Below are 16,609 nucleotides of genomic sequence, written 5' to 3'. Positions count from 1 at the left end.
CGTGCACACAGAAGGAGACCCTATGCTGACCACTTTGCTGCTGGGCCTGGGCATCGGCATCATCCTGGCCCTGACGGGCGCTGGCGGCGGCATCCTGGCCGTGCCGGCGCTGGTGTTCGGCGCCGGCCTGAGCATGGCGCAGGCCGGCCCGGTGGGGCTGCTGGCCGTGGGCCTGGCCGCCGCGCTGGGCGCCGTACTGGGGCTGAAGGCGGGCACGGTGCGCTACCGCGCCGCCACGCTGATGGCCGGCGCCGGCATCGTGTGCGCGCCGGCCGGATTGTGGCTGGCGCAGCGCAGCCCGAACCGCCCGCTCAGCGTGGCCTTCGCGCTGATCCTGCTGTACGTGGCGTGGCGCGGCTATCGGCGCACGCTGCCCTCGGCCGCGTCGCCCGAACACCACGAGATCCCGCCCTCGTGCCAGACGGACGCCATGCGCGGCCGCCTGATCTGGACCGCGCCGTGCGCGCGGGCGCTGACGGTGACGGGCATGGTGGCCGGCACCTTGTCCGGCCTGCTGGGCGTGGGCGGCGGCTTCGTGATGGTGCCGGCGCTGCAGCGCTACACGGACTTGCGCATGCAGTCGGTGGTGGCCACTTCGCTGGCCGTGATCGCGCTCGTATCGATCTCGGGCGTGACGGCCAGCGCGCTGGCCGGCCACCTGCAATGGGCCGTAGCCCTGCCCTTCTCGGCCGGCGCCATCGCCGGCATGCTGGGCGGCCGCGCGCTGGCCGCGCGCCTGGCCGGCCCGGTGCTGCAACGCGGCTTCGCGCTGCTGTCGGCGGCCGTGGCGCTGGCCATGATCGTCAAGGCGGCGGGCTGAGTCGATCGCGCGCGCCGGCCACCGGCAAGTGGCTGGCGCGCGCGCCGTGGTTCGCCCTTGGCCAGCACATCCCGGCCTATCCAACCCGCACGATGTGCAGCCCCTCGCCCTCGGTCGGCGGCACGAAATAGCAGGTGATCTGCTCGAATTCCGCGGCGGCGATCTTGCCGCAAACGAGGTGCAGGGTGGTTTCCATGGGGAGCGGGACGGCGCGCAAGCAGCGCCTCGTGTTGTACGTTGACCAACATTGACACGCTGGATCAAATTAGTCAACCTGCAAGCTGGACACCGATCGACATCCAAGCGAGGCCAATGATGAGCAACATCGATGCGCAGGCAACGGCAGCCGTCCCGGCGCACGGCCCGCGACAGCCGTGATTCCGCGCCTGCTGCTGCCCGCCGGCGCCAGCGCGGCCGCCCGCCCCCTGCTGCAAGGCCGGGCGCTGCGCGCCTTCGCCGACGGCTACGTGGCCGTGCTGCTGCCCGCCTATCTGATCGCGCTGGGACTGGGCACCTGGACCGTGGGCCTGGTCGCCACCGCCACCCTGCTCGGGTCGGCCCTGGCCACGCTGGCCATCGGCGCTTGGGGACACCACGTCCACCATGGCCGCCTGCTGCCGGGCGCAGCCATGCTGATGGCCGCCACCGGCTTCGCCTTCGCCGCCAGTTCCTCTTTTTGGCCGCTGTTGCTGGTGGCCTTTGCCGGCACCCTCAATCCCAGCGCGGGCGACGTGAGCCTGTTCCTGCCGCTCGAGCACGCGCGCATTGCGAAGGCAGCCGAAGGCGAAGCGCGCACGGCGCTGTTTGCCCGTTACAGCCTGCTAGGTTCCCTGCTGTCGGCCTGTGGCGCGCTGGCCGCCACGTGGCCGGCGCGGATCGCAGCGTGGACCGGCCTGTCGACACTGGCCGCGCTGCGCTGCATGTTCGTGCTCTATGGCCTGATCGGCTGCATGGTGTGGCTCCTCTATCGAAACCTGCCGGAACCGGACGAGGAGAGGCACAAGGCGCCGGCGCCGCTGGGTCCATCGCGCGCCATCGTGATCCGCCTGGCCGCGCTGTTCTCGGTGGACTCCTTTGCCGGCGGGCTGGTGGTCAACGCGCTGCTGGCGTATTGGCTGTTCCAGCGTTTCCACCTGTCGCTGGCGGCGGCGGGACAGTTCTTCTTCTGGTCCGGCCTGTGCTCGGCCGCGTCGCAGCTGGCCGCGCCGCTGCTGGCGCGGCGCATCGGGCTGCTCAACACCATGGTGTTCACGCACATACCGGCCAGCATGTGCCTGATCGCGGCCGCGTTCACACCCGGCCTGTCCGTCGCGCTCGGCCTGCTGATCGCACGTTCGCTGCTGTCGCAAATGGATGTGCCGGCCCGCAGCGCGTTCGTGATGGCCGTCGTCACGCCCGAAGAACGGGCGGCGGCGGCCAGCTTCACGCTGGTGCCCAAGAGCCTGGCCTCGGCCGCCGCACCCGGCATCGGCGGCGCGCTGTTCGCCAGCGGCCTGCTGGCCGCGCCGCTGGTGGCCTGCGGCATACTGAAGATCGCTTACGACCTGGCCATCTGGCGCAGCTTCCGCCAACACCCGCATTGACGCCGTCGCAACGGCCCATCCTGACCGCCGCCAAAAATTGATCGAATTTGCATCAAATATGCGTTGCACATCTATCACGTGTCAGATATTCTTTACACGTGACATGGATACACGAACGCATGGATGGCGATCGCCAGCTGACCGCCCCGCCCTGCCAACACAGCGCAACTGGAGAACGCATGAATACGAAGAACAAGAACACCCGTATCGCCGGCCTGGTCTATTTGCTGCTCATCCTGATCGCGCCATTTCGCCTGATCTACATTCCCGGCAAGCTGTTCGTCGATGGTGACGCGGCAGCGACGATCAACAACATCGCCACCCATGACATGCTGTTTCGCCTCGGCCTGACAGGCGACCTGGTGACAGCGGCCATCAGCCTGCTGCTGACCTACACCTTGTACCGCTTGTTCAAGGATACCGATCGCCACGTCGCCTTGCTGATGCTGATGCTGGGCTTTATGGACACGCCGCTGTATTTCTTCAACGCGCTCAACGACATGGCCGCGCTGCTGCTGGCCCACGGGGCCGACTTCCTGGCCGGCTTCGACCAGGCCCAGCGCACTGGCCTGGCCATGCTGTTCCTGCGCATGCATGGCCTGATGACCTCTGCGTCGGAAATCTTCTGGGGCCTGTGGCTGTTCCCGCTGGCGCTGCTGGTGTACCGCTGCGGCTTCATCGCGCGCTTCGTGGCCGTGTGGCTGGCCATCAACGGCGTCGCCTACCTGGCGCTCAGCTTGACGGGCTTGCTGCTGCCGCAGTACAACGACATGGTCGCCAACTTCGCCTTCCCCTGCCAGTTGGGAGAGGTTGCCTTCATGCTGTGGATACTGGTGCTGGGTGCGCGGCCCCGGCTGGCGGCCATGCCGCGCGCACGGGCCGCCTGACGGTGACAGGGGTTGCGTGCGCCAACGCCTATCCGGTTCCCGAACGCGGTAAAATGCAGGGTTCATCGCGCGGCAGCCTGCGCTGCCGCAAACCAGACTCATCGCACCGCCGAAAAAGAACCAATGACCACCGTCCCGACCGAAATCAACGCCGCCGCCGTCAAGAACAGTCCCGCCGAGAAAGTGACCCCGATGATGCAGCAATACCTGCGCATCAAGGCCGAGCATCCGACGATGCTGGTGTTCTACCGCATGGGCGACTTCTACGAGCTGTTCCACGAAGACGCGGAGAAGGCGGCGCGCCTGCTGGGCATCACGCTCACGGCGCGCGGTTCGCAGGGCGGCCAGCCGATCAAGATGTGCGGCGTGCCCTTCCATTCGCTGGAAGGCTACCTGGCCAAGCTGGTCAAGATCGGCGAGTCGTGCGCCATCTGCGAGCAGATCGGCGACCCGGCCACCAGCAAGGGCCCGGTCGAGCGCAAGGTGGTGCGGGTGGTCACCCCCGGCACGCTGACGGATGCCGACCTGCTGCCGGAAAAGGCGGAACGCCCGCTGCTGGCCATGTGCCTGATCAGCCAGCGCAAAGTGGTCACGGCCGGCCTGGCGTGGCTGTCGCTGGCCAGCGGCGCGCTCAGGCTGATGGAATTCTCCGGCGACAGCCACACCGTCAACACCCGCATGCAGCAGGAACTGGAACGCATCGCGCCGGCCGAGATCCTGCGCGGCGATAACGCCGACCTGTTCGAGGAAACGACGATCTGCCACGTCAACCGCGTGCCGGACTGGCATTTCGACGTGGTCAGCGGCCACAAGGCGCTGCTGGACCAGCTGGGCGTGGCCACGCTGACGGGCTTTGGCGCCGACGGCCTGGGCGCCGCGTTCGGCGCGGCCGGCGCCCTGCTGCGCTACGCCCAGGCTACCCAGGGCCGCGGCCTGCAGCACGTGCGCAGCCTGACGACGGAAACGGAAAACGAATTCATCGGCCTGGACGCGGCCACCCGCCGCAACCTGGAACTGACGGAAACCATCCGTGGCCAGGAATCGCCCACCCTGTTCTCGCTGCTCGACCACTGCCGCACGCCCATGGGCTCGCGCCTGCTGCGCTACTGGCTGCACCACGCGCAGCGCGCGCAAAGCGTGGCGCGTGCGCGCCACGAGGCCATAGCCGCGCTGGCCGCCAGCGATGTGACGGGCGCCCTGTCGGCCACGCTGGCGCAAGTGCCCGACATCGAGCGCATCACCACCCGCATCGCGCTGCTGTCGGCCCGCCCGCGCGACCTGGCCAGCCTGCGCGACGGCTTGCAGCAGCTGCCGGCCCTGCGCCACGGCATGCAACGCAGCCTGACCGGCGGCGAGGACAGCCTGCTGGCGCAAACCCATGCCGCCCTGTCCACCCCGGCCGACTGCCTGGACCTGCTGGTGCGCGCCGTGGCGCCGGAACCGGCGGCCATGGTGCGCGACGGCGGCGTGTTCGCGCGCGGCTTCGACGCGGAACTGGATGAACTGCGGGCCCTGTCGGAGAACGCAGGCCAGTTCCTGGTCGACCTGGAAACGCGCGAGCGGGCCCGCACCGGCATCGCCAACCTGCGCGTGGAGTACAACAAGGTGCACGGCTTCTACATCGAAGTCACGCACGGCCAGACCACCAAGGTGCCGGACGACTACCGCCGCCGCCAGACGCTGAAGAACGCGGAACGCTACATCACGCCGGAACTGAAGGCGTTCGAGGACAAGGCGCTGTCGGCGCAGGACCGCGCGCTGGCGCGCGAGAAGCTGCTGTACGACCAGCTGCTGGCCGACCTGGCGCCGCACATCGGCACGCTGCAGACGATCGCGCAGGCGCTGGCGCGGCTCGACGCGCTGACCGCCCTCACCCAGCACGCGCTGCGCCACAACTGGTGCGCGCCGCAACTGGTGGCCGAACCGTGCATCAACATTACGGAAGGCCGCCACCCGGTGGTGGAAAACCAGATCGAGCGCTTCATCGCCAACGACTGCCGCTTCGTCAACGAGCGCCGCCTGCTGCTGATCACGGGCCCCAACATGGGCGGTAAATCGACCTTCATGCGCCAGGTGGCCTTGATCACGCTGCTGGCCTACGTGGGCAGCTACGTGCCGGCCACCAGCGCCGTGATCGGCCCCATCGACCGCATCTTCACCCGCATCGGCGCCACCGACGACCTGGCCGGCGGCCGTTCCACCTTCATGGTGGAGATGACGGAGGCGGCCGCCATCCTGAACGGCGCCACCGAACACTCGCTGGTGCTGATGGATGAAGTGGGCCGCGGCACCTCCACCTTCGACGGCCTGGCGCTGGCCTGGGCCATCGCGCGCCACCTGATCGACACCAGCCGCAGCTTCTCGCTGTTCGCCACCCACTACTTCGAACTGACCCAGCTGCCCGAGAGCCATCCGACGGCGGCCAATGTGCACCTGTCGGCCGTGGAGCACAAGGACAGCATCGTGTTTCTGCACGCCGTGCAGGACGGCCCGGCCTCGCAGAGCTACGGCTTGCAGGTGGCGCAACTGGCCGGCGTGCCGCAGCCCGTGATCCGGGCCGCGCGCAAGCACCTGGCGCGGCTGGAGGCGCAGGCGCTGGACGCCACGCCCCAGCTGGACCTGTTCGCCGCGCCGGCCGTGGACGCCGACGACGAAGTGGTGGCGCCGGCGCCGGCGGCAGACAACCCGGCCGTGCAAGCCCTGCTGGGCGCACTCGACGCGCTGGACCCGGACGCGCTGTCGCCGCGCGAAGCGCTGGAGCGCCTGTACGAAATCAAACGCCTGGCGCAACCGGCCCTGGCATGATGTCGCGCGCCGGCTCGCCACTCCGCCGCCCATGGTCCACTACGCGGGCAATGCAGGCCGCGCTGGTGGCGCTGGCCTTCGCCGGTGCCGCGCCGGGTGCATGGGCTGGTGGCCGCGCGACGCCGGCCTCGGCCTCCCATCCGGCGTCCGGCACGCGCGGCGCACCGTTCCAGTTCAGCGTAATCGGTCACATTTGGCGCGACAGCGGCGGTGTTGACAGCGGCAGCGACGAAGCCATGCTGCGGCGCGCCCTTGCCGACGCGGGCGCCGCCGCGCCCGCCTTCATCGTCGCCACCGGCCTCAAGGCCACCGCGGAACCCTGCAGCGACAAGCTGTATGGCCAGCGCCGCCAGCTGTTCAACGACGTGGAAGTGCCGCTGATCGTGTCGCTGGCCGGCAGCGACTGGACCGAGTGCCTCAATTCGGCCGGCCGCTCCAACGCCATCGAACGCCTGAACCGGCTGCGCGAATTGCTGTTTACCGACAGCCAGTCGCTGGGCGGGCGGCGCCTGACGCTCACGCGCCAGTCCGGCACGGCCAAGTTCCGCAGCTACGCCGAGAACGCGCACTGGGAGTATGGCAACGTGCTGTTCGCCACCATCAACCTGCCCGCAAAGAATAACCACTTCCGCCCGGAGGCCGGCCGCAACAGCGAATACGAGGACCGGCTGGTGGCCAACCGCGCCTGGCTGCACCGGCTGTTCGCGCTGGCCGAGCACCGCAAGCTGATTGGCCTGGTGCTGTTCTCGGATGGTGACGTGGGCGTGCAGGCGGAGCGCAGCTTCTCGCTGCTGTCCGGTTTCCTGCCCAAGCAGGATGGCTATGCCGAACCACGGCGGCAGATACGCAACCTGGCGGAGCAATACAAGGGAACGGTGCTGCTGGTGGATGCCCAGGGTACGGGCAATGAGCCGGCCATCAACTGGCACGGCAAGGTGGGGCATCTGAGCCTGGCCGCCGACTGGGCCGAGGTGCGCATCGCGCCCGGCGCCGCCACCCTGTTCGTCGTCAAGGGCGGCAACGCGGACGCGGCGCCACAATAAACCAATCACCGCATGGCCGCGCGTGGCGGCCGATGTGGCGATGGCCCGCGGTGTCAGTGGATCGGGTGGATGGCGACGTGATCGCCCTCTTCACCTTCGTCGCCCTCGTCATCATGGTGGTGGCCATGGGCGCCGTGCACGTGTTCGTGGGCGATTTCCTCCTCGGTGGCGTGGCGCACTTCGGCCACGCTCAGCGAGAAGCGCAGCGCCATGCCGGCCAGCGGATGGTTACCGTCCAATACCACCTTGTCTTCCGCGATGTCGGTCACGGTGAAGATCATGGCTTCTTCGTCGGCGCCGTCGGGCATGCCTTCGAACTGCATGCCCACTTCCAGCGGCTCGGGCAGGCGGCTGCGGTCTTCCACCTTGACCAGGGCGGGATCGTAGTCGCCGAACGCGTCTTCCGGCTCGATCTGGATGATGGACGCATAGCCCACTTCCTTGCCGTCCAGCTCTTCTTCGATTTTGGGCAGGGTGTTCTCGTAGCCACCGTGCAGGTAAACCATGGGCTCGCGGCCGTCTTCGATCAGATTGTCCTGCGCGTCGGACAGTTTGTAGTTCACAGTCACGACCATGTTCTTGGCAATCTTCATTGTTGTATCCTTTCTGTAATGAGCAGGCAGATTATACAGCCTTGCCTGGCCGCCCGCCGCAAAAGCGGCGTCGCGAAGGCGCCGCCGCACGGGCCCGGTTGTTATAATGGGGCATGAAAAAATTACCTCTCCTCGGCAACATCACGCCCGCCCAGTTCCTCAGCGAATACTGGCACAAAAAACCCCTGCTGATCCGTCAGGCCATCCCCGGCTTCAAGCCGCTGGTGAGCCTGGACGCGCTGCAAGCCATGGCCACCAAGGACCACGTGGAATCGCGCCTGGTGACGGCCGCCGGCGGCCACTGGAACCTGCAGCACGGCCCGCTCGAACACCTGCCGCCGCGCACCCAGAAGGAATGGACGCTGCTGGTGCAAGGCGTCAACCTGCACGACGCCAAGGCCGACGCGCTGCTGCGCCAGTTCCGCTTCCTGCCCGACGCGCGGCTGGACGACCTGATGATCAGCTTCGCCACGGACGGCGGCGGCGTCGGCCCCCATTTCGATTCGTATGACGTGTTCCTGCTGCAGGCGCAGGGCCAGCGCCGCTGGCGCATCGGCCCGCAGAAGGACTTGAGCCTGATCGACGGCCTGCCGCTCAAGATCCTGTCCAAGTTCAAGCCGAACGAGGAATTCGTGCTCGAGCCGGGCGACATGCTGTACCTGCCGCCCCACTACGCGCACGACGGCGTGGCCATCGGCGACTGCCAGACCTATTCCATCGGTTTCCGCTCGCCGTCCTACCAGGAGCTGGGCGAAGCGTTCCTGCAATTCATGGCCGATTCGATCGACCTGCCGGGCCGCTACGCCGATCCCGAGCTGGAAGCGACCAGCAAGCCGGCGGAAATCCCGCGCCACATGCTCGCCACCATCGCCGACGAGCTGAACAAGGTGCGCTTCACGGACGACGATGTCACCATCTTCCTCGGCGAGCACTTGTCCGAGCCCAAGCACAACGTGTTCTTCACGGGGCCGGCCAAGCCGCTCACGGTGGGCAAGTTCGCCGAGGCCGCCGCGAAGAAAGGCCTGGTACTGTCGCGCAAGACGCAAATGCTGTACCGTGGCAAGCACGTGTTCATCAACGGCGAATCGTTCGCCATCGGCCGCGCCGACAAGGTCACGCTCGAAGCGCTGGCCAACCAGCGCGCGCTCGATGGCGCGGCCATCGCCGATGCGTCGGACGACGTGATGGATGCGCTCTACACCTGGTATCAGGACGGCTGGATCGAACTGGGCTGACCGGCCCGTCACTTGGGAGGCTCCGTGGACAAGCAAACGCGCGCGTTTTCGACCCGCCTGGAATTCGAGCAGCTGCTGCAGCTGTGCCTGTCCCGGGCCCGCCTCCAGCTGCAGCTGTTCGACCCCGACTTCGCGCTGTGGCAACTGGGCAGCAGCGCCACGGACGCCATCTTGCGCCAGTTTCTCGGCGGCGGCGGCAAGCTGCAGCTGATCGCCCACAGCAATGCCCACCTGGAGCGCGACGCGCCGCGCTTCCTGCGCCTGCTCAAGGAGTATGGCCACGCCATCGAATGCCGGCTGACCCACAAGAACCTGCGCCAGCTGACCGATTCCTTCTGCATCGCCGACGGCCAGGATCAGGTGCGCCGCTTCCACGCCGGCCACCTGCGCGGCGAGGCCGTATTCGGTTCGCCGCCCGACATACAAGTCTGCGCGGAACGCTTTATTGCCATCTGGCAGGAATCTTCGCCCGGTTTACATGCAAGTACAACTGGATTGTGAGCCAGATCAAGGTAAAATACCGGGTGCGCGTGTGGATGCCGGTAACGGGTGATAATTCCGTTCCACGGGGTTTGAAACGAAATGTTGCGATATCGCAAAATAGTTATAAAAAACGATTGATTGCGCTATTGCGACGCACCAAAAATCGCTATAATATTCGGTTAGGAAGTTTCCGTTGTCTGGCAGGCACCTTATGGTACGAAAAGCCTTCGAAGACGACCTAATGAGCGATAATTACCGGTAATTATTCATCGCAACAATGTTGTTTTTAATTTTGAATTAATTAAGGAAAACCCCATGAAAAAATCCCTGCTGATCGTCTCCCTGCTGGCTGTTGCTCTGGCTGCTTGCTCGAAAAAAGAAGAAGCTCCTGCCGCTCCTGCTCCAGTAGCCGCTCCTGAAGCCGCTGCTCCTGCCGCCGCTCCTGCTGCCGCTCCTGCCGCTTCGGACGCCGCTGCTGCTCCTGCCGCTTCGGCTGCTCCTGCCGCTTCGGACGCTGCTGCTCCTGCCGCTTCGGCTGCTTCGGCTGCTTCCGCTGCTTCGAAGTAATCAGCTTGTGTAAAGAAACCGGTCTTCGGGCCGGTTTTTTTACGCCTGGACTTCAGCAAACCGGCTCATGGGCCGGTTTTTTTTTCGTCCAAACAAATGCCATTGCCGTACGTCATGCCTTCAATATAGTTCAGCCAGTTTCATAATCAAGGCCGGCAATGCGGCTGGGTACAAAAAAACCGGCCAGCGGCCGGTTGCGGTGGCTGGCCAGCCACGCGCTCGCGCGCGGGACTGGCTAACGGTGAATATTATTTCAATTGCTCGTGCAGCAGGGTCAGGATCTTTTCCGCCACCGGACCCGTTTCCGGCTTGCCGGCGTTGTTAAGCACCGTGACCAGGCTGTCGTTGCCCGCGCCGGCCTTGACGGCGATGCGGTAGCGCTGCGCTTCCTTGTCCGCCTCGGATTCGCCCCAGCTGAACAGCTTGCTGAAGAAGCCCTTGGTTTCACCGGCCTCCTGGCTCACATAACGCACGAAGTACATGCCCTGGGTGCGGTCGCGGTCTTCCACCGTGAAGCCGGCGCGGTCCAGCGCCAGGCCCACGCGGCGCCAGGCGCGGTCGAAGCCCTCGTCCACCGACACGGCACGGTCGGCGCCCGCGCCCACCAGCGAAGCGTGCTGCGGCTGGACGATGGCGTTGGAGACGGCCGTCTTGGCTTGCGCGTCTTCCGTGCTGCCCAGCTTGGTCATCAGGCGCGCCAGGAATTGCGCTTCCAGGCCCGGATCGTTGGGACGGGCGGTCCACATCGTCGTTTCCTTCTGGGCCCCCGTCACCACTTCCTGGGCGCCGCGGTGGCTGATGTAGATCTCGGTGCTGCCGTCGGCGGCACGCTCGAGGCGGGTGCGGAACTTGTCGCGCTCACCGCTCGAATACAGCGAATCGAACACCTTGCCCACCGTGTTACGGATGAAGTCCTGCGGAATCTTGGCCCGGTTCTCGTTCCATTCCGTTTCCATGATGCCGGCCGTCGGCATGTCCAGCGCCAGCGTGAAGCCCGAATCTTCCCAGAACTGCTTCAGTTGCGGCCACAGCTGCTCGGGCGTCTGCTTGACCACCAGCCAGCGCTGGTTGCCGGCGCGCTCCACGCGGATGTCGTTCATCGACGTCGGCGCCACGGCCGTGCCAGCTTGCACGGAGGCGACCGGACCGTTGCCCTTCTGGGCGTTGTAGCCGGACGCGGTGGCCACGCCATTGGCCGAATCAGGCAGCGAGTAGCGGTTATCCTTTTGCAATTGCGTCAGATCCGGCGGCACGTCGAGCGTGCTGGCCTTTTTGGCGGACTTGTAGTCCACCTTGTCATTGCCGACAACGGAACCGATCATGCCGCAACCGGTCAAACTGGCCATCAAGGCGCCCACGATCAGGGCACGTTGCGAGGAAATAGATGCTGTCTTGCGAATAGTCATGTCGTTACTGGTTAAGAAGCTGGATGACAGCTGGGATCAGGATTGAGCGCGAACCGCTTGCGGCAAGCGGTTCGCGGACGGCGAACGGCCGCTTACGGCAGGATGCCCGCTTCGCGCAGCGCCGCGCGCACGGCGTTGTGGTACTCGCCAGCCAGCGGCACCAGCGGCAGGCGTATGCCGGCCGGCATCATGCCCATTTCGGCCAGCGCCCACTTGACGGGCACGGGGTTCGGTTCGATGAACAGCTTCTGGTGCAACGGGAACACCTTGTTGTTGATCTCCACGGCCTTGGCGATGTCGCCTTCCATGGCGGCCTTGCACATCTCGTGCATGGCGCGCGGGGCCACGTTGGCCGTCACGGAAATATTGCCCTTGCCGCCGGCCAGCATCAGGGCCATGGCCGAAGGATCGTCGCCCGAGTAGACGGCGAACGACTTGGGCGCCAGGCGCAGCAGGTCCAGGCCACGGCCGATATTGCCGGTCGCGTCCTTGACGCCGACGATATTGGGGATGGCGGCCAGGCGCAGGATGGTGTCGTTGCTCATGTCGGCAACGGTGCGGCCAGGCACGTTGTACAGGATGATGGGCAGGTCCACGGCTTCGGCGATGGCCTTGAAGTGCTGGTACATGCCTTCCTGGGTAGGACGGTTGTAGTACGGCACCACCAGCAGCGCGGCGTCGGCGCCCGCTTGCTTGGCGTAACGGGTCAGCTCGATCGCCTCTGCGGTCGAGTTGCCGCCGGTGCCGGCGATGATGGGGATGCGGCCCTTGGTATGGTCAACCGCGGCCTTGATCAGCGCGCAGTGTTCTTCCACGGTGACGGTGGCCGATTCGCCGGTGGTGCCGACGATCACGATGCCATCCGTGCCTTCGGCGATGTGCCAGTCGATCAGCTTGTTCAACCCCGGGAAGTCCAGACTGCCGTCTGCGTGCATCGGGGTGACGATTGCTACTATGCTGCCCTTAATCATAGGAAACCAATTGCATAAAGGATTAAAACAACGATTGTAGACGATAGCCCGCGCCTGTGGTGCATCGCCACCTACAAATCACTGTTCAAAATGGCGGCAACAGGGCCGCCACGCGGGGAAAGTCCTGCTTGACGGCGCACAGGCGTTGCACCATCGCAGGTTTAGGCGCTTCAACCACGCCATCCTCGAACGCGACGACGCGCAACTCGTGGTCGCGCGCCAGCTCCAGCAGTTCGCCCGCCTGCAGCAAAAAAGCGGGATTGGATGGTTTGCCGAACTGGGCGTTCCCGTCGGCGAAGGTTTCGTAAATCAGCACACCATGCGGCGCCAGGCTGCCCACCATGGCGGCCAGCAGCGGACGGTGCAAATAATTGGTGACGACGATGCCGGCGAAGCGGCCAGGGCCAAACGGCCACACGGCGCCCTCGGCCTCCAGGTCCACTTCCGAGGTGACGATGCCGGGGCCGGCCGCGGCGGCCAGCGCGGCCGGGTCGCGGTCCACGGCGATGACGGCATGCTCGAGCGCGGCCAGGTAGCGCGCATGGCGGCCGCTGCCGCAGGCCAGGTCCAGCACTTCGCCGCCCGGGATCAGCGGGGCGTAGCGGCGTACCCAGGCGGAGACCAGTTCGCTCATGCGTACGCCAGGCCCATCGCTTCGCGCACGTCGCGCATGGTTTCCTGGGCCAGCTTGCGGGCCACGTCGTTGCCGTCGGCCACGATGGCGCGCACCAGCGACGGATCGTCCAGGTACTGCTGGGCACGCTCGTGCATCGGTTCCTGTTCCTTGACGATGGCGTCGATCACCGGCTGCTTGCATTCGATGCAGCCGATGCCGGCCGACTTGCAGCCCTTGACCACCCATTCCCTGGTGGCCGTATCGGAATAGACTTCGTGGAACTGCCACACCGGGCACTTGGCCGGGTCGCCCACGTCCGTGCGGCGCACGCGGGCCGGGTCGGTGGGCATGGTGCGCACTTTTTTCGTGACCACGTCCTTGTCTTCGCGCAGCGCGATGGCGTTGCCGTAGCTCTTGGACATCTTGCGGCCATCGAGGCCCGGCAGGCGCGAGGCGGCCGTCAAACGGGCCTGCGGCTCGACCAGGATCAGCTTGCGGCTGCCTTCGAGGTAGCCAAACAGGCGTTCGCGGTCGATCATGGACAGGCTCTGGGCGTCGTCCAGCATGGCCTTGGCCTGCTCCAGCGCATCGTCCTTGCCGTCCTGCTGGTATTCCGTGCGCAGCTCGTTGTACAGCTTGGCGCGCTTGCTGCCCAGCTTCTTCACCGCTTCCTGGGCCTTTTCCTCGAAGCCCTTCTCTTTGCCGTACAAATGGTTAAAACGGCGCGCAATTTCGCGCATCATCTCGATATGGGGCACCTGGTCCTCGCCCACCGGCACCTGGCTGGCGCGGTAGATCAGCACGTCGGCCGCCTGCAGCAGCGGGTAGCCGAGAAAGCCGTAGGTGGCCAGGTCGCGGTTGGCCAGGTTCTCGATCTGGTCCTTGTAGGTGGGCACGCGCTCGAGCCAGCCCAGCGGCGTGGCCATCGACAGCAGCAAATGCAGCTCGGCATGCTCGGGCACCTTGGACTGGATGAACAGCGTCGATTGCGACGGGTCGATGCCGGCCGCCAGCCAGTCCACCAGCATGTCCCAGGTGCTGCGTTCGATGATGGACGGATCGTCGTAATGGGTGGTCAGCGCATGCCAGTCGGCCACGAAGAACAGGCAAGGCAGTTCGGACTGCATCTTGATCCAGTTTTTCAGTGCACCATGGTAGTGACCAAGGTGCATGGCGCCCGTGGGGCGCATGCCGGAAACGACGCGATCAGGATACATAATGGGTCAACTTAAAAGGAAAGAAAGCGGCGTGAGCAGCGTATGCAGGACGAATTCCGTCAGCATGGCCAGCGGCACGACGAAGAAATTGAGAATTTTGAAGTATATCAAGGCCAATACGATGTAAAAACCATATGGCTCAATACGGGCGAACTTGTAGGCCATCGCGTGCGGCAGCGCGCTGGTGAGGATGCGGCCGCCGTCGAGCGGCGGAATCGGCACCAGGTTGAAGGCGAACATCAGGATATTGGTCAGGATGCCGGCCTGCGCCATGCGCACGAAGAACGGCTCCGTCACGCCGGCGCCCATCTCCAGATAGCTGAGGATCATCCAGCCCAGCGCCATCACGAAGTTGGCGGCCGGACCGGCCAGGGCCACCCAGGCCATCTGCTTTTTCGGGTTGCGCAAGGCGGAAAAGTCCACCGGCACGGGCTTGGCGTAGCCGAACACGAATTTGCCGTCCGTGGCCAGGTACAGCATGATGGGGATGATGATGGTGCCCAGCAAATCGATATGCTTGAGGGGATTCATGCTCATGCGCCCGGCCAGGTAGGCCGTGCTGTCGCCGAAATAGCGGGCCGCGTAGGCGTGGGCCGCTTCGTGCAGCGTGATGGCGAACAGCACCGGCAGCGCGTACACCAGGATGGTTTGGTAATCGTTCATGGGGTGGATTTTATCAGAGCGGCGATGGCGCCATGGGAGCGGGCGCCCCTTAAGGCGGGGTTAAACCCGGCGCGGCGGATGGGCTGGGCGCCCAGGCAGGTGTCCACTACAGGCCGAACACGGCCGCATCGCCCCGGCCCTGGCGCACCAGTTCCGGCTCGTTGCCGCTCAGGTCGATCACGGTGGTGGGCTCCAGGCTGCAGGCGCCGCCATCGACGATCAGTTCGATCTGCTTTTCCAGCTTCTCGCGGATGTCGTCGGCGTCCGTCAGCGGCGTGTCGTCATCGCCGGGCGGAATCAAGGTGGTGCCCAGCAGCGGCTGCTTGAGCTCCTCCAGCAGTGCCTGCACGATGGCGTTTTCCGGCACCCGCAGGCCGATCGTCTTGCGCGACGGGTGGCTCAGCCGGCGCGGCACGCACTTGGTCGCTTCCAGGATGAAGGTGAACGGGCCCGGCGTGGCGGCCTTGAGCAGGCGGAACTGGCGGTTGTCCACGCGCGCGTAGACGCCGATCTCGCTCAGGTCGCGGCACAGCAAGGTCAGGTGGTGCTTCTCGTCGATGCCGCGGATGCGGCGCAAGCGCTCCACGGCCGACTTGTCGTCCAGATGGCACACCAGCGCGTAGCACGAGTCCGTGGGCAGCGCGACGATGCCGCCGTCATGGATGATCTGGGCGGCCTGCTTGATCAGGCGCTGCTGCGGGTTGTCGGGGTGAATCTGGAAGAATTGACTCATAAGCCGGTCATGGGGACGCTCAGGCGCCGCGCTGTTGATTTCTCACAATTGTACGCTACGCAAGGCCGCGATCCGCTGCTCGAACGGCGGATGGGTGGAAAACAGCGCGCCCCAGCCGCCACCGGCCGTGATGCCGGACGCCGACAGCGATTGCGGCAACGCGCCCGGCTCCATGCCCCCGAGGCGGGCCAGCGCGTGCTGCATGGGCAGGCTGCTGCCCAGCAGGCGGGCCGAACCGGCGTCAGCGCGGAATTCGCGCTGGCGCGAAAACCAGGCCACGATCAGCGAGGCCGCCAGCCCGAACACGATTTCGCACACGAACACGGTGACCGTGTAGCCGATGCCGGGGCCGCGCCGCTCGTCGTCGCCCTTGAGCACCACGCGGTCGACGACATAGCCGACCACGCGGGCCAGGAACACGACGAAGGTGTTGACCACGCCCTGGATCAAGGTCATGGTCACCATGTCGCCATTGGCCACGTGGGCCATCTCGTGGCCCAGCACGGCTTCCACCTCGTCGCGGTTCATACTCTCCAGCAAGCCGGTGGAGACGGCCACCAGCGCCGAATTCTTGAATGCCCCCGTGGCGAAGGCGTTCGGTTCGCCCGCGTAGATGGCCACTTCCGGCATGGCCACGCCAGCCCGCTCGGCCAGCGCCTTGACCGTGTTGACCAGCCACAGTTCGGTGGAATTGGACGGCGTGTCGATCACGCGCGCGCCCGTGCTCCACTTGGCCATCGGTTTGCTGATCAACAGGGAAAAGATGGCGCCCGTAAAGCCCACCACCAGCGAGAACGCCAGCAAGTTGCCCAGGTCCAGCCCGCCACTGGCGCCAGGGCGGCCGATGCCCAGCACGGACAGCACGATGGACAACACCAACAGCACCGCGAGGTTGGTGGCGATAAACAGGAAGATGCGTTTCATGTGGGTTTCCCTGATGTCAATGCCGAAATCCTAAGATACGGGCGATCACCAGGAAAAACAAGC

Annotated in this window: 16 protein-coding genes; 7 read left to right on the top strand and 9 right to left on the bottom strand. The window is 65.8% G+C overall.

Going from position 1 to position 16,609, the window contains the following annotated elements; translation table 11 throughout:
* Nucleotides 1-22 precede the first annotated feature (22 nt).
* The 5 genes from H3H36_RS21065 to H3H36_RS21045 all read left to right on the top strand — a co-directional run bounded on the left by H3H36_RS21065 (nt 23) and on the right by H3H36_RS21045 (nt 7,138).
* Entirely contained in the window at nt 23-820 is a 798-nt protein-coding gene (locus tag H3H36_RS21065; protein WP_182220052.1) for a sulfite exporter TauE/SafE family protein, read from the top strand.
* Between the two features lie 374 nt (nt 821-1,194).
* Nucleotides 1,195-2,403: an MFS transporter gene (locus H3H36_RS21060; RefSeq protein ID WP_311196668.1), complete on the top strand. Its 1,209-nt coding sequence runs from the start codon at nt 1,195-1,197 to the stop codon at nt 2,401-2,403.
* 179 nt (nt 2,404-2,582) lie between these two features.
* Complete coding sequence (locus tag H3H36_RS21055) at nt 2,583-3,290, top strand: DUF4386 domain-containing protein (RefSeq protein ID WP_182220051.1); 708 nt, start codon at nt 2,583-2,585, stop codon at nt 3,288-3,290.
* Between the two features lie 123 nt (nt 3,291-3,413).
* Nucleotides 3,414-6,095: a DNA mismatch repair protein MutS gene (gene mutS, locus H3H36_RS21050; protein WP_182220050.1), complete on the top strand. Its 2,682-nt coding sequence runs from the start codon at nt 3,414-3,416 to the stop codon at nt 6,093-6,095.
* Nucleotides 6,096-6,145: 50 nt separating this feature from the next.
* Nucleotides 6,146-7,138: a hypothetical protein gene (locus tag H3H36_RS21045; protein ID WP_229220029.1), complete on the top strand. Its 993-nt coding sequence runs from the start codon at nt 6,146-6,148 to the stop codon at nt 7,136-7,138.
* 53 nt (nt 7,139-7,191) lie between these two features.
* Here H3H36_RS21045 and H3H36_RS21040 read toward each other — a convergent pair whose 3' ends face one another.
* Nucleotides 7,192-7,731, bottom strand: a complete 540-nt coding sequence (locus tag H3H36_RS21040) for an FKBP-type peptidyl-prolyl cis-trans isomerase (protein WP_182220049.1) — start codon at nt 7,729-7,731, stop codon at nt 7,192-7,194.
* Between the two features lie 113 nt (nt 7,732-7,844).
* Here H3H36_RS21040 and H3H36_RS21035 point away from each other — a divergent pair, with 113 nt between their 5' ends.
* Nucleotides 7,845-8,966, top strand: a complete 1,122-nt coding sequence (locus H3H36_RS21035; protein ID WP_182220048.1) for a cupin domain-containing protein — start codon at nt 7,845-7,847, stop codon at nt 8,964-8,966.
* A gap of 24 nt (nt 8,967-8,990) precedes the next feature.
* Nucleotides 8,991-9,467, top strand: coding sequence for a DUF7931 domain-containing protein (locus tag H3H36_RS21030; RefSeq protein WP_182220047.1), 477 nt, complete (start codon nt 8,991-8,993; stop codon nt 9,465-9,467).
* A 248-nt stretch (nt 9,468-9,715) separates the two neighbouring features.
* On the opposite strand, the gene H3H36_RS21025 is transcribed toward H3H36_RS21030, so the two are convergent.
* The 8 genes from H3H36_RS21025 to htpX all read right to left on the bottom strand — a co-directional run bounded on the left by H3H36_RS21025 (nt 9,716) and on the right by htpX (nt 16,546).
* Nucleotides 9,716-10,075: a hypothetical protein gene (locus H3H36_RS21025; RefSeq protein ID WP_182220046.1), complete on the bottom strand. Its 360-nt coding sequence runs from the start codon at nt 10,073-10,075 to the stop codon at nt 9,716-9,718.
* Nucleotides 10,076-10,264: 189 nt separating this feature from the next.
* Nucleotides 10,265-11,422, bottom strand: coding sequence for an NlpB/DapX family lipoprotein (gene bamC / locus H3H36_RS21020; RefSeq protein WP_229220028.1), 1,158 nt, complete (start codon nt 11,420-11,422; stop codon nt 10,265-10,267).
* 92 nt (nt 11,423-11,514) lie between these two features.
* Nucleotides 11,515-12,393, bottom strand: coding sequence for a 4-hydroxy-tetrahydrodipicolinate synthase (dapA, locus tag H3H36_RS21015; RefSeq protein WP_182220045.1), 879 nt, complete (start codon nt 12,391-12,393; stop codon nt 11,515-11,517).
* Between the two features lie 85 nt (nt 12,394-12,478).
* Nucleotides 12,479-13,027 carry a class I SAM-dependent methyltransferase gene (locus tag H3H36_RS21010; protein ID WP_182220044.1) on the bottom strand — a complete coding sequence of 183 codons (549 nt, stop codon included), beginning with the start codon at nt 13,025-13,027 and terminating at the stop codon, nt 12,479-12,481.
* Nucleotides 13,024-14,226 (bottom strand): tryptophan--tRNA ligase, encoded by a 1,203-nt coding sequence (locus H3H36_RS21005; protein WP_182220043.1) that lies wholly within the window; start codon nt 14,224-14,226, stop codon nt 13,024-13,026. Before H3H36_RS21005 ends, H3H36_RS21010 begins: the two co-directional genes overlap by 4 nt.
* Nucleotides 14,227-14,232: 6 nt before the next feature.
* Entirely contained in the window at nt 14,233-14,889 is a 657-nt protein-coding gene (locus H3H36_RS21000; RefSeq protein WP_182220042.1) for a site-2 protease family protein, read from the bottom strand.
* Nucleotides 14,890-14,995: 106 nt separating this feature from the next.
* On the bottom strand, nt 14,996-15,622 hold the full coding sequence (locus tag H3H36_RS20995) for an L-threonylcarbamoyladenylate synthase (protein WP_182220041.1): 627 nt from the start codon (nt 15,620-15,622) through the stop codon (nt 14,996-14,998).
* Between the two features lie 42 nt (nt 15,623-15,664).
* Nucleotides 15,665-16,546 (bottom strand): protease HtpX, encoded by an 882-nt coding sequence (htpX, locus tag H3H36_RS20990; RefSeq protein ID WP_182220040.1) that lies wholly within the window; start codon nt 16,544-16,546, stop codon nt 15,665-15,667.
* Between the last annotated feature and the right edge of the window lie 63 nt (nt 16,547-16,609).

The sequence above is a fragment of the Rugamonas fusca genome (genome assembly GCF_014042365.1).
GTDB lineage: Bacteria > Pseudomonadota > Gammaproteobacteria > Burkholderiales > Burkholderiaceae_D > Rugamonas > Rugamonas fusca.
Note: the sequence above shows the minus strand (reverse complement) of the source record. Positions and strands in the feature narration are given on the sequence as shown.